This is a genomic window from Actinoplanes palleronii, assembly GCF_016862315.1.
Classification (GTDB): Bacteria; Actinomycetota; Actinomycetes; order Mycobacteriales; family Micromonosporaceae; genus Actinoplanes; species Actinoplanes palleronii.
This window is the reverse complement of sequence record NZ_BOMS01000135.1, coordinates 58,308-77,834: the sequence shown is the minus strand read 5'-3', so window position 1 is coordinate 77,834 and position 19,527 is coordinate 58,308. Positions and strand designations below refer to the sequence as shown.

General features: G+C 71.7%; 15 protein-coding genes and 1 pseudogene. 10 read left to right on the top strand and 6 right to left on the bottom strand.

Features of this window, described 5'->3' with window-relative positions:
• The first annotated feature begins 78 nt into the window (after positions 1 to 78).
• From Apa02nite_RS40170 to Apa02nite_RS40150, 5 genes and pseudogenes are all read left to right on the top strand, one after another.
• On the top strand, positions 79 to 933 hold the full coding sequence (locus Apa02nite_RS40170) for an ABC transporter permease (protein WP_203829733.1): 855 nt from the start codon (positions 79 to 81) through the stop codon (positions 931 to 933).
• Positions 934 to 946: 13 nt separating this feature from the next.
• Positions 947 to 1,966, top strand: coding sequence for a taurine ABC transporter substrate-binding protein (locus Apa02nite_RS40165; protein WP_203829732.1), 1,020 nt, complete (start codon positions 947 to 949; stop codon positions 1,964 to 1,966).
• Positions 1,953 to 2,753 carry an ABC transporter ATP-binding protein gene (locus tag Apa02nite_RS40160; RefSeq protein WP_203829731.1) on the top strand — a complete coding sequence of 267 codons (801 nt, stop codon included), beginning with the start codon at positions 1,953 to 1,955 and terminating at the stop codon, positions 2,751 to 2,753. The genes Apa02nite_RS40165 and Apa02nite_RS40160 overlap by 14 nt, the downstream gene beginning before the upstream one ends.
• A gap of 112 nt (positions 2,754 to 2,865) precedes the next feature.
• Positions 2,866 to 3,582, top strand: coding sequence for a DUF6461 domain-containing protein (locus tag Apa02nite_RS40155; protein ID WP_203829730.1), 717 nt, complete (start codon positions 2,866 to 2,868; stop codon positions 3,580 to 3,582).
• 223 nt (positions 3,583 to 3,805) lie between these two features.
• Positions 3,806 to 5,053, top strand: a pseudogene (locus Apa02nite_RS40150) (M14 family metallopeptidase); the annotation flags it as partial.
• On the opposite strand, the gene Apa02nite_RS40145 reads toward Apa02nite_RS40150, so the two are convergent.
• From Apa02nite_RS40145 to Apa02nite_RS40135, 3 genes are all read right to left on the bottom strand, one after another.
• Positions 5,047 to 7,299, bottom strand: a complete 2,253-nt coding sequence (locus Apa02nite_RS40145; protein ID WP_203829729.1) for a putative bifunctional diguanylate cyclase/phosphodiesterase — start codon at positions 7,297 to 7,299, stop codon at positions 5,047 to 5,049. The pseudogene Apa02nite_RS40150 and the gene Apa02nite_RS40145 overlap by 7 nt on opposite strands.
• Before the next feature lie 149 nt (positions 7,300 to 7,448).
• Positions 7,449 to 9,122 (bottom strand): glycoside hydrolase family 13 protein, encoded by a 1,674-nt coding sequence (locus Apa02nite_RS40140; protein ID WP_203829728.1) that lies wholly within the window; start codon positions 9,120 to 9,122, stop codon positions 7,449 to 7,451.
• A gap of 83 nt (positions 9,123 to 9,205) precedes the next feature.
• Entirely contained in the window at positions 9,206 to 10,207 is a 1,002-nt protein-coding gene (locus tag Apa02nite_RS40135; protein WP_275412875.1) for a LacI family DNA-binding transcriptional regulator, read from the bottom strand.
• Positions 10,208 to 10,856: 649 nt separating this feature from the next.
• Here Apa02nite_RS40135 and Apa02nite_RS40130 point away from each other — a divergent pair.
• Positions 10,857 to 11,030, top strand: a complete 174-nt coding sequence (locus Apa02nite_RS40130) for a CsbD family protein (RefSeq protein ID WP_067707820.1) — start codon at positions 10,857 to 10,859, stop codon at positions 11,028 to 11,030.
• A gap of 73 nt (positions 11,031 to 11,103) precedes the next feature.
• Here Apa02nite_RS40130 and Apa02nite_RS40125 read toward each other — a convergent pair whose 3' ends face one another.
• Positions 11,104 to 12,321: a sulfite oxidase gene (locus Apa02nite_RS40125; RefSeq protein ID WP_239164879.1), complete on the bottom strand. Its 1,218-nt coding sequence runs from the start codon at positions 12,319 to 12,321 to the stop codon at positions 11,104 to 11,106.
• Between the two features lie 47 nt (positions 12,322 to 12,368).
• Here Apa02nite_RS40125 and Apa02nite_RS40120 point away from each other — a divergent pair, with 47 nt between their 5' ends.
• Positions 12,369 to 13,517 carry an LLM class flavin-dependent oxidoreductase gene (locus Apa02nite_RS40120; protein WP_067707827.1) on the top strand — a complete coding sequence of 383 codons (1,149 nt, stop codon included), beginning with the start codon at positions 12,369 to 12,371 and terminating at the stop codon, positions 13,515 to 13,517.
• Between the two features lie 67 nt (positions 13,518 to 13,584).
• Here Apa02nite_RS40120 and Apa02nite_RS40115 read toward each other — a convergent pair whose 3' ends face one another.
• Positions 13,585 to 15,627: an MMPL family transporter gene (locus tag Apa02nite_RS40115; RefSeq protein ID WP_203829725.1), complete on the bottom strand. Its 2,043-nt coding sequence runs from the start codon at positions 15,625 to 15,627 to the stop codon at positions 13,585 to 13,587.
• A 74-nt stretch (positions 15,628 to 15,701) separates the two neighbouring features.
• Here Apa02nite_RS40115 and Apa02nite_RS40110 point away from each other — a divergent pair, with 74 nt between their 5' ends.
• Both Apa02nite_RS40110 and Apa02nite_RS40105 read left to right on the top strand, forming a co-directional pair.
• Entirely contained in the window at positions 15,702 to 16,187 is a 486-nt protein-coding gene (locus Apa02nite_RS40110; RefSeq protein WP_232345109.1) for a MarR family winged helix-turn-helix transcriptional regulator, read from the top strand.
• Between the two features lie 73 nt (positions 16,188 to 16,260).
• A complete protein-coding gene (locus Apa02nite_RS40105; protein ID WP_203829724.1) occupies positions 16,261 to 17,115 on the top strand; it encodes a tetratricopeptide repeat protein in 855 nt (284 codons plus the stop codon).
• Between the two features lie 117 nt (positions 17,116 to 17,232).
• Here the strand turns inward: Apa02nite_RS40105 and Apa02nite_RS40100 are convergent, their stop codons facing one another.
• Positions 17,233 to 17,637: a MarR family winged helix-turn-helix transcriptional regulator gene (locus Apa02nite_RS40100; protein ID WP_067707836.1), complete on the bottom strand. Its 405-nt coding sequence runs from the start codon at positions 17,635 to 17,637 to the stop codon at positions 17,233 to 17,235.
• Positions 17,638 to 17,732: 95 nt separating this feature from the next.
• On the opposite strand from Apa02nite_RS40100, the gene Apa02nite_RS40095 reads away from it, so the two are divergent.
• Entirely contained in the window at positions 17,733 to 19,526 is a 1,794-nt protein-coding gene (locus tag Apa02nite_RS40095; RefSeq protein ID WP_203829723.1) for an ABC transporter ATP-binding protein, read from the top strand.
• The last annotated feature ends 1 nt before the right edge of the window (position 19,527 follow it).

Sequence of the window (19,527 nt, the reverse complement as noted above, 5' to 3'; positions counted from 1 at the left end):
GGACGGCTATTGCCATAAACCCCATAGACACGATAGGAATAGCAGGCATTGCCACGTACCTCTGCCTGGAGACCTTCCGTGACCACCTTGCTCGCACCGGCCCCCGCGCCGGAACGCACCGCCAAGCCGGCGCCGGCGCTCGCGCCCGGTGGCGGCCTGCGCCGACGTGTCGCCCTGCGGCTGCTGGCGCTCGTCGCGCTGGGCCTGCTGTGGGAGATCTCGGCCCGGGTGCTGAACAATCCGGCCTTCATCCCCTCGCCCGCCGCGGTCTGGCACCAGCTGATCGTGACGTCGACGACCCACGACGGCATCCGCGGCTACAGCGGCCACCTGCTGATCGAGCACCTCGGCGTCAGCCTGCGGCGCATCGTGATCGGCTCGGCCATCGGCATCGCCGGCGGGCTGGTGCTCGGGGTGCTGCTCGGCACGGTCGGCTGGCTGCGGGTGATCGCCGAGCCGGTGGTCACGTTCGTCCGGGCGCTGCCGCCGCTGGCCTACTTCAGCCTGTTCATCATCTGGTTCGGCATCGACGAGACCCCGAAGCTGTGGCTGCTCTCGATCGCCGCCCTCCCGCCGGTCGCGGTCGCCACCGCCGCCGCCGTGCACGGCGCCCCGTCCGGCCTGGTCGAGGCGGCCCGGGCGCTCGGCGCCAGCCGCTGGCAGTCGACCCGGGACGTGGTGCTGCCCAGCGCCCTGCCGGAGATCTTCACCGGGATCCGGCTGGCGGTCGGCGTGGCGTACTCCTCCGTGGTGGCCGCCGAGACGATCAACGGGGTGCCCGGGATCGGCGGCATGATCCGCGACGCGCAGCGCTACTCGCAGACCGACGTGGTCGTGCTCGGCCTCTTCGCCATCGGCCTCTCCGGCCTGCTCATCGACGCCCTGCTGCGGATCGCCGAGGAACGGCTGATCCCGTGGCGTGGCATTAGCTAAAAGGGTTCCTCTCATGAAGAAGTATCTCGCTCTTGTCTCGGTTCTTGCGCTCGCGGCTTGCGGCAGTGGCGCCGCCAGCGGTGGTGGTGACCCCGAGAAGAAGGCGATCCGGATCGCCTACCAGGCGTTCCCCAGCGGCGACCTGATCGTCAAGAATCAGGGGCTGCTGGAGAAGGCGCTGCCGGACTACAAGATCACGTGGACCAAGTTCGACTCGGGCGCCAGCATCAACACCGCGTTCGTGGCGAAGAGCCTGGACATCGCGGCGATCGGGTCCAGCCCGGTGGCGCGCGGGCTGTCCGCGCCGCTGAACATCCCGTACCAGGTCGCGTTCGTGCTCGACGTGGCCGGTGACAACGAGGCGCTGGTCGCCCGCAACGGCAGCGGGGTCACCGACGTGGCGTCGCTGCGCGGCAAGAAGGTGGCCACCCCGTTCGCCTCGACCGCGCACTACAGCCTGCTCGCCGCGCTCGCGCAGGCCGGCGTCAAGGAGTCCGAGCTGACCATCGTGGACCTGGAGCCGCAGGACATCCAGGCCGCCTGGACCCGCGGGGACCTGGACGCGGCGTACACTTGGCTGCCCTCGCTCGACGAGCTGAAGAAGACCGGCAAGGTCCTGATCAGCAGCCGTGAGCTGGCCACCGCCGGCAAGCCCACGCTGGACCTCGGCGTGGTCTCCACCGCGTTCGCCGGTGCGCACCCGGAGGCCGTCGACGCCTGGCGCAAGGTCGAGGCGCAGGCCCTGGACATCATCGCGAACGACCCGGCGGCCGCGTCCAAGGCGGTCGGCGCCGAGCTCAACCTCTCCGCCGACGACGCGCTCAACCAGCTCAAGCAGGGCGTCTTCCTGAAGCCGGCCGACATCGCGTCGCCGGAGTGGCTGGGCACCGAGGCCAGCGTCGGCAAGCTCGCCGACAACCTGGTCGCCGCCGCCGAGTTCCTCAAGGGTCAGCAGAAGATCGACGCGGTGCCGGCCCTCGCCGACGTGCAGAAGGCGATCTACGTCAAGGGGTTGCCTGGTGTCCTCAGCTGACGCTGACGCGGTCGTCCCTTCTCCTGCGGGCCCGGTTGCGGCCGCGGTCGCGATCGACGCGGTCACCCGCTCCTACGGTGACGTCACCGCGGTCGGGCCGGTCGACCTGACCATTCCGGCCGGTGAGTTCCTGGTGCTGGTCGGTGCGTCCGGCTGCGGCAAGAGCACGTTGCTCCGGCTGATCGCCGGCTTCGAGCAGCCGACCACCGGCACGGTCCGCACCGCGGGCACCGCGCCGGTGCCGGGCCGGGGCGCCGGCCTGGTCTTCCAGCAGCCGCGGCTGTTCCCGTGGAAGACCGTCGGCGGCAACATCGCCCTGGCTCTCAAGTACGCCGGACAGCCGGCCACCCCGTCCCGGGTGGACGACTTGCTGGCCCGGGTCGGCCTGCACGACGTGGCGCACCGCCGCACCTGGCAGATCTCCGGCGGCCAGCAACAGCGGGTCTCGATCGCCCGCGCGCTGGCCGTGGAGAACCCGCTGCTGCTGCTCGACGAGCCGTTCGCGGCCCTGGACGCGCTGACCCGGGAACGGTTGCAGGACGACCTGCGCCAGGTCAGCACGGAGTCCGGGCGGACCAGCGTCTTCGTCACGCACAGCGTCGACGAGGCGGTCTTCCTCGGCAGCCGGGTCGTGGTGCTGACCCCGCGTCCCGGGCAGATCGCCCTGGACCTGCCGATCGACCTGCCCCGCACCGGCGTGCCGGCCGACGAGCTGCGTGGCTCGCCGGAGTTCGCCAGGCTGCGCGCCGAGGTCGGTCACGCGATCCGGGACCGGGCCACGGTCTGACCCGATCGGGCGTGCGTGGTTCCGGCGGTTTTCGGCGTGCGTCGTTCCGGCGGGCTTCCGGGCGTGCGTGGTTCCGGCCACGCGCGCCCGGCCGGCGTGGTGTACTCGGCGGGTGAACAGGCGCCAGGCCCTGGCCGGGCTGTCGTCCGCGGTTCTGCTGTCCGGGTGTGCCCGGCGGGGCACGCCGTCACGGTCCCCGGCACCCTCCCGGCCGCCGTCCGCCGAGGTGACCGCGGCCGACTTCGCCTGGTTCGAACGGTCCGAACCGCGCCTCGCCCAGTGCTTCACCCTCACCTGGCTGGCCGGTCTCGTCCCGGAACGGGTGGTGCGCCGCATCGACGGGCGGCCGGTCGGCTACTACGGCTGGGCCGACCTGCCCGCGGCCCCCGACGACGGCGTGATCGTCGCGGTGACCCAGGCCGCCGGCTGGGCCCTGATGGTCGAGACGTACACCCGGTACGGGGTCGCCGACGCGGTCGCCGAACTGTCCAAGGACACCCGGCTGGTCGCCGACTTCCGCAACGTCGAGCTGGACGGCCGGTTCCTGCTCGCCGAGAACGGGCGGACGCTGGTGGAGTTCGATCCGTACACCGCGTACGCGCGCACCGGCGCCCGCCCGGACCTGCTCGTCGACCAGATGACCGCGGTCGGCCTCAAGGTGACCGGCCCGGACCTCAGCGTGCCGAGCCCGCCGGAGATCCCGGAGACCGAGGCCGCGTTCGCGCTGACCGAACGCCTGGTCACGGTCCCGTTCACCGAGGACCTGCTGAGCTCGTCGAAGTATCTGGCCGCGGTCGTCCCCGACCCCTACACCTCCCGCCCCTCCTGACCGCTCCGGCCTGGGAGTGCACAGCCGAGTCCCGTGGTGGTCTCGCGCCAGGTCCGCCCCGCTCCCGGCCCGGCCGCGCCTCCCGGCCCTGGCTGGTCCGCAGGGGTGTCTCGATCCTGTCGAGACACCCCTGCGGACCAGCCGCCGACCCGGGGGCATCACCTCGGTGTCCGGGGTGGATTGGCATGGGGTAAACATCGACGAATGTTGATGCAATGAAGGGATGAGACGACGCGCCCTGGCGGCACTCGCCGCACTGACCCTGGCTCTGATCGCCACCGAACCGGCCGCGGCCGCAGTCGACGAGAGCTCGGCGACCGCGTACGAGGTCTACGACGTCTACACCGCGACCCAGCGGAACGCCATCGCCCGCAGCGGCGCGGCCATCGACGGCGTCGAGCACGCCGTCGTGCAGATCACCGCCACCCCCGCCGAGGTGCGCCGGCTGCAGCGGCAGGGGTTCACCGTCGAACCGGCGAACCGGATCCTGGACTTCCCGTCCGCCGACTCCGCCTACCACAACTACGCCGAGATGATCGCCGACGTGAACGCGATCGTCGCCAAGTACCCGGCGATCGCCAGCAAGCGGGTGCTCGGCAAGAGCTACGAGGGCCGCGACATCGTGGCCGTGAAGATCTCCGACAACGTGGCCACCGACGAGGCCGAGCCGGAGGTGCTCTACGACGCGAACCACCACGCCCGCGAGCACATCACCGTCGAGCAGGCGCTCTACCTGATGCACGAGTTCACCGACGACTACGCCTCGGACAGCCGGATCAAGACCATCGTGGACAGCCGGGAGATCTGGATCGTCCCGTCGGTCAACCCGGACGGCTCCGAGTACGACATCGCCACCGGCAGCTACCGCTCGTGGCGCAAGAACCGCCAGCCGAACTCCGGCTCCACCGCGGTCGGCACCGACCTGAACCGCAACTACTCGTTCCGCTGGGGCTGCTGCGGCGGCTCGTCGACCACGCCGTCGTCGGCGACCTACCGTGGACCGTCGGCCTTCTCCGCGCCGGAGACCAAGGTGATCCGGGACTTCGTGGCCGGCCGGGTGGTCGGCGGCAAGCAGCAGATCACCGCGACGATGGACTTCCACTCGTACGGTGAGCTGGTGTTGTGGCCGTTCGGCTACACCACCGCGAAGACCGCGACCGGGATGACCACCGACGACAACAACGCGCTCGCCACCCTGGGCAAGCAGATGGCGGCCACCAACAGCTACACCGCCGAGCAGTCCAGCGCTCTCTACATCACCGACGGCGACCTGCTGGACTGGATGTGGGGCACCTACAAGATCTTCGCGTACACGTTCGAGATGTACCCGAAGGGCACGTCCGGCGGCGGCTTCTACCCGCCGGGCAGCGTGATCACCGCGCAGACCGCCCGGAACCGGGAGGCCGCGCTGCGACTCGCCGAGATCGCCGACTGCCCGTACCGGGTGATCGGCAAGGAGTCCACCTACTGCTGAACCGCGTGCTGCAGGTCCAGCGCCGTGTCGATCAGCGCGGCCGGGCCGGGCCTGGCGAAGTAGTACCCCTGCGCGTACCGGTAACCGAGGGCCTCGAGGCGCACCGCCTGCGCCTGCGTCTCGACGCCCTCGGCCACCGCGCGCAGCCCGAGGGTCGCCGCGATGGTGCTCAGCGAGGTGGCGATGGCCTCCTGCTCGGCGGTCCCGTTCAGCTCGTCGATGAACGACTTGTCCACCTTGAGGGTGGTGACCGGGCAGGTGCGCAGCAGGGTGAGCGAGGACTGCCCGGTGCCGAAGTCGTCGAGGGCCACGCCGACCCCGAGGTCCCGCAGCTCCCGCACGGTGTTCAGCGCCGCGCCGCCACCGAAGACCGCGGTCTCGGTGATCTCCAGAGTGATCTTCTCGGGGTCCAGCCGGTAGCGGGCCATCGTCGCGGCCACCTGGTCCGGCAGGTCCGGGTCGAGCAGCTGGCGCGCCGACACGTTGATGTTGACCCGGGGCGCGTCCGCGCCGTGCCGCTGCTGCCACCGGGCCGCGTCCGCGCAGGCCGTCTCGATCACCCAGAGGCCGAGGTCGAGGATCAGCCCGGTCTGCTCGGCGATCGGGATGAACTCGACCGGTGAGACCGGGTCGCCGCCGTCCGGGTACCAGCGGATCAGTGCCTCGACCCCGGTGATCCGGCCGCCGGGCAGCTCGACGATCGGCTGGTAGGCCAGCTGGAACTCGCCCATGTCCAAGCCCCGGCGCAGCGCCGAGGCCAGGTCGGCGTCGTGCTGCGCGGTCTGGTCCAGATCCGCGGTGTGCTCCTGGTGATGGTTGGCGCCGGCGCGCTTGGCGGCCTTGAGCGCCAGCTCGGCGCGGCGCAGCAGGTCCGGCACCACCTCGTCGCGGCCGGCGGCCACCCCGACGGTCACCGTGACCAGCAGGTCGTGCCCGTCCACCTGCAGCGGCAGCCGGAACGCCCGGACCAGCCGCTCGCCCTGGTGGTCCTGGTCGCCGGGGATCAGCACGCCGAACTCGTCGCCGAGCAGCCGGGCGACGAACGCGTCGGCGCCGAACGTCTCGGTGATCCGGGCCGCGGCCGCCCGCAGCAGCGCGTCGCCCCGCTCGTCGCCGAGCCGGTCGTTGAGGATGCCGAAGCCGTCCAGGTCGCAGACCGCGACGGTGGCCGGCGCGGTCCGCCGGTGCAGGGTGGCGGCGAACATCCGCCGGTTCGGCAGGCCGGTCAGGTCGTCGTGGTTGGCCTGGTCCTGCAGCTGGTCGGTGAGCCGGGTGTTGTCCGACAGCGCGGCCAGCTGCCGGATCACCACCAGGGTGGTCAGCACTACCGAGCCGCCGGCCAGGTCGGCCGGCAGGTAGCCGAGGCGCAGCGTGACGGAGACCAGCAGGACGGCGGTGACCGTGATCGCCGCGATCGGGACCACGCTGATGCCCCGCCAGCGCCGGGCCCGCCGCTGGTCGACCGGCTGGGCCGGGCGCCGCTGGGCGCGCACCTGGGAACGCGCCGCGAAGGCGAACATCAGGCCGAGCGGGATCATCGTCATCGCGGTGGCGCTCAGGTACGGCCGCCCGGACGTCCACGGGGTGAGCATCCAGCTGGCCGGGGCCAGCAGCCCGATCGGGGCGAGGAACCACAACGCCGGTCCGTGCACCGGCCCGGCGCCCATCACGCCGACCCGGATCACCGCGAGCGTCGCGGCGCACGCGGTGATCAGGACGATCAGGCTCATCGCGGCGGCCAGCGTGCCGGTCGAGGCGGGCACCGCGGTGCTGCTCAGGAAGTGTGAGGTGACCAGCGAACCGGCCACCCCGACCACGGCGACGTCCAGGAAGTTCGCCAGGTTGGCCCGCCAGCTGCGCGGTGCCCGGGGCAGCCGCAGCATGGCGTGCACGGCGCAGGCCACCGCGCTGATATAGCAGGTGGCGGCGAACAGGTCCATCGATGTCGGGTGCCCGGCGAGCAGCGTCCGGGAGGCGTGCTCGACGGTGCCGGTGGTCAGCACGAACAGGCCGATCATCATCCGGCGCCAGAAGACCCGTGCGGCGCCGAGAGCGTCCGCGGCGGCGACCCGGCAGGCGTACGCGGAGGTGGCCGCGGCCCCGATCCCGGCCGGCCAGAGCAGCCAGGCCGGCCCGTGCACGGCGGCGCCGAGGAAGCCGAGCAGCACGCTCAACACGGCCCAGACGGCAGCCAGGAGCAGAACCCGGTCGGCCGTACCGGCCGCTCGTCCCACTGGTCGCATGCTCCACCGCCTTCAGGTCAATGAGCCTGATCGGTGAGCGGGCGCGTGATCTGAGCAAAAGTGCGGGCATGACAACGTCCCCCAGGACCGTGTCATGCCCGCACCTCCCGCCCACCCGCACCGTCCGCGGGTGGCCGGGGTGATTCAGATCAGAGGGACCACCACACGGTGGTGTCCGGCGGCAGCACGACCTGGTCCGGTCCGGCCTCCACCGGGCCGCTGGTCAGCAGCAGCTCGCCGGGCCGGTCGACGGTCACCGGCTGGTCGCCCAGGTTGACCGTGCAGCGGAACACCGGCGCGCCGTCGGCGAACCGTTCGAACGCCAGGACCCCGGCCGGCGCGGTCACCCAGCGCAGGTTGTCGATCGGCTGCAGCGCCGGGTGCGACCGGCGGACCGCCAGCGCGGCCCGGTAGAGCTCCAGCGTCGAGTCCGGCACGCCGGCCTGGGCGGCCACGCTCAGGCCCGCCCACGAGTCCGGCTGCGGGAGCCAGCTCGCGCCGCCGTCCGGGCCGAAGCCGTACGGGGCGACCTCGCCGCTCCACGGGATCGGCACCCGGCAGCCGTCGCGGTACCCGTCCTGGCCGGCGGCCCGGTGGAACGCCGGGTCCTGGCGTGCCTCCGCCGGCAGGTCGATGACCTCCGGCAGGCCGAGCTCCTCGCCCTGGTAGATGTACGCCGAGCCGGGCAGCGCCAGCATCAGCGCGCTGGCCGCCCGGGCCCGGCGCAGACCGGCGACCGGGTCGACCTCGACCGGCTTGCGGCCGGCCACCTCGCCGTCGGCCCGCTGCAGCAGCCGGGTGGTGTGCCGGACCACGTCGTGGTTGGACAGCGTCCAGGTGGTCGGCGCGCCGACCGCGTTCATCGCGGCCAGCGACTCGTCGATCATCTGGCGCTGCTCGTGCACGTTCCACGCGGTGCCCAGGTAGCTGAAGTTGAACGCCTGGTGCAGCTCGTCCTCGCGGACGTAGTGCGCGACCCGGGTCAGGTTCGGCGCCCACGCCTCGGCGACCGCGATCCGGTCACCGGGGTACTCGTCCAGGATCTGCCGCCAGGAGCGGTAGATCTCGTGCACGCCGTCCCGGTCGAAGCACGGGCTCTCGCCGACGCCCAGCAGGTGCCACTCGGCGTCCGAGCCGACATCCGGCAGGCCGTCCTCCTTGATCAGGCCGTGCGCCACGTCGATCCGGAAACCGTCGACGCCCAGGTCGAGCCAGAACCGGAGGATGGTCCTGAACTCGTCGCGGACCGCCGGGTGCTCCCAGTTGAAGTCGGGCTGCGCCGGGGCGAACAGGTGCAGGTACCACTCGCCGTCCGCGACCCGGGTCCAGGCCGGGCCGCCGAAGATCGACGGCCAGTCGTTCGGCGGCAGCTCGCCGTTCTCGCCCTTGCCGGGCCGGAAGTGGTAGCGCTCGCGGAACAGTGACCCGGGGCCCTCGGCGAGCGCCTTCTGGAACCACTCGTGCTGGTCGGAGGAGTGGTTCGGCACCAGGTCGACGATCACCCGCAGGCCGAACGCGTGCGCGCCGGCGATCAGCTCGGAGGCGTCCGCGACGGTGCCGAAGATCGGGTCGACGGTCCGGTAGTCGGAGACGTCGTAGCCCGCGTCGGCCTGCGGCGACGAGTAGAACGGGGAGAGCCACACCGCGTCCACGCCGAGGTCCTTGAGGTACGGCAGGCGGCTGCTGATGCCGGGCAGGTCGCCGATGCCGTCGCCGTTGGAGTCGGCGAAGCTGCGCGGGTAGATCTGGTAGATGACCGCGTTGCGCCACCAGGAAGCCGGCGGCGCCTCGACGGTGGGCGGTGCGATCAGTTGATCGGTCATGGCGAGGAACGCTAGCAGGCAACTAACACGTGTTACATAGCCCAACGGTTGCTTTCTTTCTGCAAGTTTTTGCAACCGCAGCGCTATGCCGGTTTTGTGGCGGAATCCCGGATGACCAGTGCCGTGCCGAGCATCTGGTGCGGATGCTGGTCCTCACCCCGGATCGCGGACATCAGGAAGTCCGCGGCCATCCGGCCCTTGGTCACGATCGGCTGTCGTACGGTGGTCAGCCGCGGCCGGAACCACGCCGACTCGGCGAGATCGTCGAAGCCGGTCACCGAGACGTCGCCGGGCACGTCGATCCCGAGCTCGCGCAGGGCGTCGACCGCGCCGTAGGCGAGCACGTCGGACAGCCCCAGGATCGCGGTCGGCGGCCGCGGCCCGGCCATCAGCTCCCGGGTCGCGCGGTAGCCGTCGGCCCGGGTCACCGGCACCTCGGCGAGCGCGACGTCGGCCATCGTCAGGCCGGCCTCGGCCAGCGCGTCGGCGATGCCAGCCAGGCGGCGGCCCAGCGGCCCGCGATAGCCCCGCTCGGCCACGTCCGGGCCGGGGTCGATGGACAGCACGGCGAGCCGCCGATGGCCGAGTTCCAGCAGGTAGCGGGCCACTTCGCGGGCGCCGCCCCGGTCGTCCACCTCGACGTGCGGCGCGCCCTCGTGCCGATCCGAGTCGATCAGCACGAACGGGATCTGGCGCCGGTCCAGCTCGGCCACCTCGCCGCGGTCGATCTCCAGCCCGCACACGATGAACCCGTCCACCGCCGCGTACGGGATCGCCTTGAGCACCGAGTCCCGCAGCGGCGGGGTCAGCAGCAGCGTGTACCCCTCCCGGTCGCAGACCTGCCCGGCGCCCATCAGGAACCGCGCGTAGTACGGGTTCTCCAGGATCTGCGCCAGCCGCTGCGGCAGCAGCACCCCGATCGAGTTGGTCGTGCCGGCCTGCAGCATCCGGCCCAGGGTGTTCGGGGTGTAGCCGAGCGCCTCGGCGGCCGCCAGGATCCGCTCCCGGGTCGCGGTCGAGATCCGCTGCGGGTTGTTGAACGCGAACGAGACGGCCGATCGGGACACGCCGGCCGCTGCCGCCACGTCACTCGAGGTGGTTTTGCCGGTTTTGGCCGTGCTGCGAGAAGGATCTTTTGCTGCGTCCTTGAAAGATTTGCCGGTTCTTGCATCAGTACGCGGAGCGGCCGTCCCGGCGGCCGGCGGACCGCCCGTGCGCCCGGCCCGTGGCGCGGCCTTCGCTGTGCCGACGGCCTTCCTCGGTGGCATCCGCGCTCCCTGTGGTCGGCGCCCACCATATCGCCGCACCCACCCCCGCGAGGTGACCGAGCCTCCGGACCGCCGCGCGTCCCACGATCCCGGCTGGTGCTCAGGGGTGCCTCCGCGCCGCGGAGGCACCCCTGAGCACCAGCCAACCCCCGCAAGGCGCGCGGCGGTCCGGATTGGCAGTCACGTCGCGCGGCGGAGAGGCGGCCGGCGGCGCGTGGCGGTCCGGGGTGGCAGGAACGTCGCGCGGGGGAGGGGCGGCCGCGTGGCGCGTGGCGGTCCGGGCCCGGGACGGCGTCGCGCGAGGCCACCCCGGGACGTGGCTCGTAGCCTGCGGGCGTGCGCTCCGTATTCGTACCGGAAAAGGGTTAACCAAAAGTGGACCGCTGGCAGTTTCCTGAGAAGGGTGTAGCGCGGCGGCGGCGGGGTATCTCGATTGTCGTAGACATCTAGACCCCGGAGGCACACCATGGCTTTTGACGACAAGGTCGACAACAAGGCTGAAGAAGTCGGCGGCAAGGTCAAGGAGGGCGTTGGCAAGGCCACCGACAACGAGCAGCTCGAGGCCGAGGGCCACGCCGACCAGGCCAGTGCCAATGTCAAGCAGGCCGGCGAGAAGATCAAGGACATTTTCAAGTCCTGATCGTTTTTCGTGAAAAAGGGCTGGCGCATTTCGCGCCGGCCCTTTTCGCGTCCGGAACGTCGACCGGAAATGGTCAGGCGGCGGTGACCGGGACGCGGACCACCGCGTCGAAGAGGTAACCGAGCGTGTTGTAGCGGGCCACCTCCGGCTGGGTGTGACCGTGCACGTCGGTGGCCCGGGCCAGCAGCTCGTGCGCGCCGGCCGACGGCTGCCAGTCCAGCTCCCAGCGCTGCCACGCGCCCTCGATCGAGGCACCGACCCGGTGGGCCCGCCGCCAGCTCGCGCCGCCGTCGGTGCTCACCTCGACGTGCCGGATCGGGCCGTTCGCCGACCAGGAGCGGCCGGTCAGTGTCGTCCAGCGGCCGGCCGGGAACGTCGCGCCCGGGTCCAGCTCGAACGCGCTCTTGATCACCTGGCGGTCGAACGGCTGGCCCTCGGCCGGGAACTCCGGGCCGAACAGGCGGTAGAACTGCGTGTTCCACGGCGAGAACAGCGGCTCGGTGGACACCTCGATCTTGCCGACCCACTTGATCGAGGCGATGCCGATCCAGTGCGGGACGATCACCCGGACCGGGAAGCCGTGGTCGGGCGGGAGCGGCTCGCCGTTCATCTCGTAGGCCAGCAGCACGTCGTCGAGCGCCTTGGTCAGCGGCATCGGGCGGCGCACCGGGCCGAGGTCGACCCCGCCGGTCACGTAATGCGGGTCGAGGCCGCTGGGCTGCACGTCGAGCGCGTCGCGGCGCAGACCGGCCCGGCGCAGCACCGTCGACAGCCGCACGCCGCGCCAGCGGGCGACGCCGACGGCGCCCAGGCCCCAGGCCGTACCGGAGACGGTCTGGCCCTGCTGCGACGTGTAGTAGGAGCGGCCGTTCCCGGCGCATTCGACGGTGACCGCGTGGCTCTCGGCCGGCAGCCGGCGCAGGTCGTCCAGGGTGACGTGGGCGGCCGGGCCGCGCAGCCCGGAGCCGGAGATCTCCAGGCTCCAGTCGGCGGCGTCGATGATCGGTGTGCTGGTGTGGTTCCGGACGAAGAACCGGTCGATCGGCACGTAGTAGCCCTGGCCCTTCAAGGCCGACCACTTCGTCTCGGCGTTCGTGCCGAACACCTTGAACAGTTCCGGTGGCAGCGGCTTGACGATCGGTGCGTCGGCCGCCTGCGCCGGGCTCGGCAGCAGACCGGCCGTGCCCGCCACCGCGGCGAGGGCGAACAGGTCCCGGCGGGCGAACCCGCGTGCCCGGCCGGCCGCCCAGTCGCGCAGCCGGGCCTCGTCGTATGCAGCCTCATCGATCATGTGGGCCATCCTATTGAACCGATGGGAGATCTGGGTAGGCTCGCGCCATGGACTTCCACTGGTTTCTTCCCACCAACGGCGACAGCCGGGACATCGTGGGTGGCGGTCACGGCACGCCGTCCGGTTCGGCCGGCGGGGTGCGCCCGCTGACCATCGGCTACCTCGGGCAGATCGCACGCAGCGCCGAGCAGCTCGGCTTCGTCGGCGCGCTCACCCCGACCGGCGCCTGGTGCGAGGACGCCTGGCTGACCACGGCCATGCTCAGCGAGGTCACCGAGCGGCTGAAGTTCCTGGTGGCGTTCCGGCCCGGGCTGATCTCGCCGACCCTGGCCGCGCAGATGTCGTCGACGTTCCAGCGGCTCTCCGGCGGCCGGCTGCTGCTCAACGTGGTCACCGGCGGGGAGTCCGCCGAGCAGCGCCAGTTCGGCGACTTCCTGGACAAGGACGCGCGCTATGCGCGCACCGCGGAGTTCCTCGGCATCGTGCGGCCGCTGTTGCGCGGCGAGACTGTTTCGTACGACGGTGAGCACCTCAAGGTCGAGAACGCCACACTGGCCCGGGTCCCCGAGACGCCCCCGTCGATCTACTTCGGTGGCTCGTCGAAGGCGGCCGGCCCGGTCGCCGCCGAGCACGCCGACGTCTACCTGACCTGGGGTGAGCCCCCGGCCCAGGTCGCCGAGAAGCTGGCCTGGATCCGGTCCCTGAAGCCGGACATGAGGTTCGGCATCCGGCTGCACGTGATCACCCGGGACACCGCCGAGGCGGCCTGGGCCGAAGCCGCCCGGCTGCTGCAGAACGTCTCCGAGCAGGACATCGCCGCCGTCCAGGCCGGCCTGCGCACCAGCGAGTCGGAGGGCCAGCGCCGGATGCTCGACCTGCACGGCGGCGCCCGCGACGGCCTGGTCGTCTCGCCCAACCTGTGGGCCGGCGTCGGCCTGGTCCGCGGCGGCGCCGGCACCGCCCTGGTCGGCAGCCACACCGAGGTCGCCGACCGGATCGAGGAGTACGCCGCGCTCGGCATCGACGAGTTCATCCTGTCCGGGTACCCGCACCTGGAGGAGGCGTACTGGTTCGGCGAGGGCGTGCTGCCGGAGCTGGGCCGCCGCGGTCTCTGGCGCCACCCGGCTGGCGAGAAGAACACCGCACCGACCTCGATCCCGTTCGCCGGCGTTGCCGCCCCGGCGTCGCCGTCCTGAGCCGGCGACAGGAGAAGGGCGAGGGCCGGGTGACCGTGGAGGTCGCCCGGCCCTCGTCCTGTGCGGGTCAGCCGTGGTCGGCGGACTCGGTCGCCTTGGGGCGGTCGGCCTGGTCGCCGTCGGCGCGGGCCGCCGGCTTCGCGGCGTCCTCGCCGGCCGGGGCCGGGATGTGCGGGTGGCCGGGCCACCAGAATCGGTCACCGAGGATGGTGGCCAGGGCCGGGACCAGCACGGTTCGTACGAGCAGGGTGTCCAGCAGCACCCCGATCATCACGATCACGCCGATCTGGGTCAGGGTGATCACCGGGAGCACGCCGAGCACCGCGAACACCGCCGCGAGCAGGATGCCCGCGCTGGTGATCACCGCGCCGGTGACCGCGACGGCGTGCACCATGCCGTCCCGGGTGCCGCGCTTGCCGGCCTCCTCCCGGGCCCGGGTGACCAGGAAGATGTTGTAGTCCACCCCGAGCGCGACCAGGAACAGGAACGAGAACAACGGCACCTGGTTGTCCAGCGCGTGGCCGAACAGGAACGACCCGGCGCCGAGCGCTGCGCCGTAGCTGGCGATCACCGTGACGATCAGCAGCAGCGGCGCGACGAGCGCGCGCAGCAGCACCACCAGGACGAGCAGCACCACCAGCAGGATCACCGGCGCGATCACCCGCAGGTCGTGCCGGGTGGCCTCCCGGGTGTCCAGGCTGGTCGCCACGCTGCCGCCGACGAGTGCCTGCCCGTCCAGCTCGGCGCGCAGCGCGCGGATCGCGTCGAACGCCCCGGTGGTGTCCGGCGCCGCGTCCAGGATCACCTGGATGCTGGCCTGCTCGGCGTTCTGTTCGGCGATCCGGGCCTGGGCGACCCCGGCCGTGCCGGTGACCGTGGCCAGCACCGCCTGCGCCTTGTCCGGGCTGGTCAGCACGATGGTCGGGCTGGCCGAACCGGCCGGGAAGTACTTCGACAGCGTCTCCAGACCGGCCACCGACTCCGACTTCACCCGGAACTGTTCGGTCTGCGACAGCCCGAGCCGGGTGCCGAGGGCGCCCACCGAGAGCACGCCGAGGATGATCACCGAGGCGAGCGTGACCGCGACCGGCTTGCGGGCGACCGCCCGCCCGATCCGGGCCCACACGCCCTTCTCCGCCTCGACGCCGGCCTGGCCGACCCGCGGCACGAACGGCCAGAACAGCCCGCGGCCGCAGACCACCAGCGCGGCCGGCAGCACGACGAGGGCGAACACCGCGGCGACCGCGATGCCGGCGGCGGCCGTGACACCCAGCGACACGTTGCTCTGCAAGCTGGCCAGCAGCAGGGTGAGCAGACTCAGGATCACCGTGCCGGCGCTGGCCGCGATGGCCGGCCCGGCGCCGCGCAACGCCACCCGCATGGCCTCGAACCGGTCCTCGTGGTGGTGCAGCTCCTCGCGGTACCGGGAGATCAGCAGCAGCGCGTAGTCGGTGCCGGCGCCGAACACCAGCACGGTCACGATGCCGGTGGTGGAGCCGCTGATCGGCAGGCTGGTGTGCTGCGAGATCAGCGCGAGCAGGCCGGTGGTGAGCCGGTCGGCGAGCCCGACCACGGCGAGCGGGACCAGCCAGAGCAGCGGGCTGCGATAGGTGACCAGCAGCAGCAGCGCGACCACCACGACGGTGACCAGCAGCAGCCGGGTGTTCGCCCCGGTGAAGCTGTCGGCCAGGTCGGCGGTGAACCCGGCGCCGCCGGTGACCTGCGCGGTCACCCCGTCCGGGAGCCCGGCCACGGCCTTGGCCCGCAGCTCGGCGACGGCGGCGATGATCTCGTCGGACGAGATCCCGGCCGGCAGCGGCACCGAGACGATGGCGGCCTTGCGGTCGGCGCTGACGATCGGCGTGCCCAGGGTCTTGGCGACCGCCAGGTCGGCGTCGGTCAGCGGCTGACCGTTCTTGGCCACCACGACCAGTGCCGCGTTGGTCCGGCCGGACGGCAGCTGCTTCTGCAGCTGAGCCACCCGGGTGGACTCGGCGGACGATGGCAGCGAGGCGTTCGGATCGTTGGTGACCTTGGTCGACCCGGAGAGGCCGATCACCAGACCGCCGAGCACCAGGGCCAGGAGCAGAGAAGCCCATGCCCGTCTCATGAATCCTCCAAAACAAAGAATCTCGATAATCGAGAGTCTCCATGACTGGCACGGGATCTGCAACACTTACCCGCGTGGAGGACCTGAATGACACGGCGGAGCGGCAGAGACTGCGCTCGCGGCTCGTCGACCTGCTCAACGCGTACGCCAGCGAGGCCAACCAGATCGGGCACGCCTTCGCCGGCCGGAACCACCTGCACGGCCCTGACCTGCACGCCCTGCTCGCGGTGATGCACGCCGAGCGGGCCGGTACGCCGCTGACGCCGGGCCGGCTCGGCGAGGCGATGGGGCTCTCCTCGGGCGCCACCACCGCGATGATCGACCGCCTGGAGAAGGGCGGCCATCTGCGCCGCAGCCGGGAGAGCACCGATCGCCGGGTGGTGCACCTGCGATACGGCGACGCCGGGATGGCTCTCGCGGTGGCGTTCTTCACACCGATGGCACCTCGGACGACAGCGGTCATGGATCAGTTCGACGTCGCGGAGCTCCAGGTGGTCGAAAGGTTCGTGCAGGGCATGGTGGAGTCGCTGACCGCCTATCGGGACGAGCTGCGGTCCTGACCGGGAAAGTCGCACCTGGGACGCAACGTTCGCTTTCCCCAGCTCGGACCGTTGAGCGCCGATCAGAGGCCTCGTGCGAACCGAGCCCCTTCTTTCCCAGGCCGACGACCTGCTCGCCCGTGGTCGTGCGGCGAACGCCGCCCATCTGCTCGCGCCGATCGTCGGCCGGCAACCGGAGAACGTCGAGGCCTGGCACCGGATGGCCCGGGCCCACCTGGACATGGGTGACCTGGACGGCGCGCTGCGCTCGGCCAAGGCCGCCTGGCTCCTCGACCCGCACGGCCCGGAGACGCTGTACTGGCTCAGCCGGACCGCCACCGAGCTGGGCCGGCACCGGGAAGCGATCGAGGCCGCGTCGGCCGCCTGCCGGGAGGACCCGGGCAACCCGCGGCTGCACAACCGGCTCGGCGAGGCCGAGCTGGCGGCCGGCCGGGTCGGCGACGCCCTGGACGGGCTGAAAGTGGCGATCGAGCTGGCCGGCTACGACGCGGATCTGCACGTCACGTTCGGCCGCGCGATGTTCGCCGCGGGCCGCCCGCTCACCGCGCGGGAGTCGATCGGTCGCGCGCTGGCGCTGGAGCCGGGCCACGCCGGGGCGCACCGGACCCTCGCGCTGTTCGAGATCGCGATGGAGTCGGTCGTGGACGCGGCGTCGCTGGCCCAGGCCGCCGACGAGTTCGCCGAGTCGATGCGGGTCGGCCCGGACGGCCGGGTCAACGAGCGGGCGGTGCTGGCCCGTGACGCGCTCGGCTACGTCGCCCGGGTGAGCCTGACCTGGTGCCTGATCGCGCTGCTCGCCCTCGGGGTGCTGAGCGCCACGTCGCTGGTGGCGGTGCCGGCGGTGCTCTATCTGGCGCTGCTCTGCCTCGGCGGGGTCGCCGCGTGCGGGGCGGTCACCTTCCGCCCGTCGCTGGCTCGCCGCTTCTGACGGCTGGTCCCGCTTCTGAAGCCGGCTGTTTCTCGGGGGTGCCTCGCAAGCTCGGACACACCCCTGAGAACCAGCCTGCTTCCCGCCGCCGACCGGCTGCCGGCGCGGCGGGCCGGGTCAGACCAGGCTGCGGAGGATGCGGCCCAGCTCCGCGCGGTCCGTGTCGTTCAACGCCGCGAACAACCGCTCGCTCGCCGCGGCCCGCGCGGCCCGGATCCCGTCCCCGGTGGCCCGGCCCGCGTCGGTCAGGGCGACGAGTGTCGCCCGCCGGTCGCCCTGATCGGGGCGGCGCTCGACCAGGCCACGCTCCTGGAGGTCGTCGACCACCTCGGTGGCCGAGCGCGGCGCGATCCGCAGGTGCTCGGCGAGCGTGCTCAGGCGCATCTCGCCGTGCGACAGCAGCACGTTCAGCGCGCGGAACTGGGAGGGCGCGACACCCCACGGCTCCATCTCGCGCTTGGCGTGCTCGCGGATGCGCCGGCTCACCGCCCAGAACGCCTCGTGCAACGACTCTTCCTCCACGGGAACATCCTAGCCGCGATTACCGTTGCTCCCTCATGTTGAGGTAACCTCAGCTTATTGAGGGAGGCCCGGGCGGCTTCCACCCGTACGAGGAAATGGTGTTGAATTTGGCTGAACGACCTGGTCGGGGCGCGGGACGAACCGTGACCCCGGCGGAGAAGGCGCAAGCCCGATCCGTCTCGCTGCGCCGCATCGGCGCGCTCTTCACCGGTCACCGCAACCAGCTCACGCTGGTGGTGACGATCATCGTGGCGTCGTCCGTGCTCGGCATGGCGTCACCGTTCCTGCTCCGCGAGGTCATCGACGTCGCGCTGCCGCAGAGCGACCTGCGACTGCTGGTCTACCTGGTGCTCGGCATGGTCGTGGTCGCCGCGGTCACCTCGGTGCTCGGCGTGATCCAGACCTGGATCTCGACAGGCGTCGGCCAGCGGGTCATGCACCGCCTGCGGGTGGACGTTTTCAGTCACCTGCAGCGGCAGTCGGTGAGCTTCTTCACCAAGACCCGCACCGGCGAGGTGCAGTCCCGGATCACCAACGACATCGGCGGCATGCAGTCGGTGGTCACCTCGACCGCGACCAGCATCGCGGCCAATCTGACCACCGTGGTCGCCACCATCGTCGCGATGGTCGCGCTGACCTGGCAACTCACCCTGATCTCGCTGCTCGTGCTGCCCCCGGCGATCTATCTGACCCGCCGCGTCGCGAAGATGCGCCAGCAGATCACCGCGGAGCGCCAGCGGGAGCTCGCCGAGCTCAACGTGATCATCGAAGAGGGCCTGTCGATCAACGGCGTGCAGCTCAGCAAGACGATGGGCGCCGGCGCCGCGCAGGTCGACCGGTTCACCGGCTCGTCGAACCGGCTGATCGACCTCGAGCTGCGCTCCGAGCTGTCCGGCCGCTGGCGGATGGCCGCTATGAACATCATCTTCGCGGTCATCCCGGCGACCATCTATCTCGCCGCGGGCCTGCCGTTCGCGGCCGGCGGGATGAGCATCGGCACGCTCGTCGCGTTCACCGCGCTGCAGGGCAACCTGTTCCGGCCGCTGATGAGCCTGCTCGACGTGAGCGTGACGCTGACCAGCTCACTCGCGCTGTTCGCGCGGATCTTCGAGTACCTCGACCTGCCGGTCGACATCGCTTCGCCGGTCCGTCCGGTCTGTCTGCCCGAGGTCCGTGGCCACTTGCGGTTCGAGGACGTCACTTTCGCGTACGACAGCAGCCCGGCCGCAGCCCTCGCCGGTGTGACGCTGGACGTGCCGGCTGGCAGCTCGCTGGCCCTGGTCGGGGAGACCGGGTCGGGCAAGAGCACCATCGCGGCCCTGATCACGCGCTTCTACGACCCCACCGCCGGTCGGATCACGATCGACGGCGTCGACCTGCGTGACCTCGACCTGTCCGACCTGTCCGACATCGTGGGCGTGGTCAGTCAGGAGACGTACCTGCTGCACACCACGATCCGGGAGAACCTGCGGTACGCGAAGCCGGACGCCACCGACGCGGAACTCGTCGCGGCCGCCACGGCTGCCCAGATCCACTCGCTGATCGCGGCTCTGCCGGACGGGTACGACACCATGGTCGGCTCGCGGGGTCACCGCTTCTCCGGCGGTGAGAAGCAGCGGATCGCGATCGCCCGGACCCTGCTGCGCGACCCGCGCATCCTGGTGCTGGACGAGGCGACCAGCGCGCTCGACAACGAGACCGAGCGGGCCGTGCAGCGGGCGTTCGACGAGCTGGCCCGCGGCCGGACCACGGTCACCATCGCGCATCGGCTGTCCACGGTCCGCGACGCCGACCAGATCGCGGTCATCGACCACGGTCGCATCCTGGAGTCCGGCACCCACGAGTCCCTGCTGCTCGACGGTGGCCGGTACGCGACCCTCGCGGGGTAGG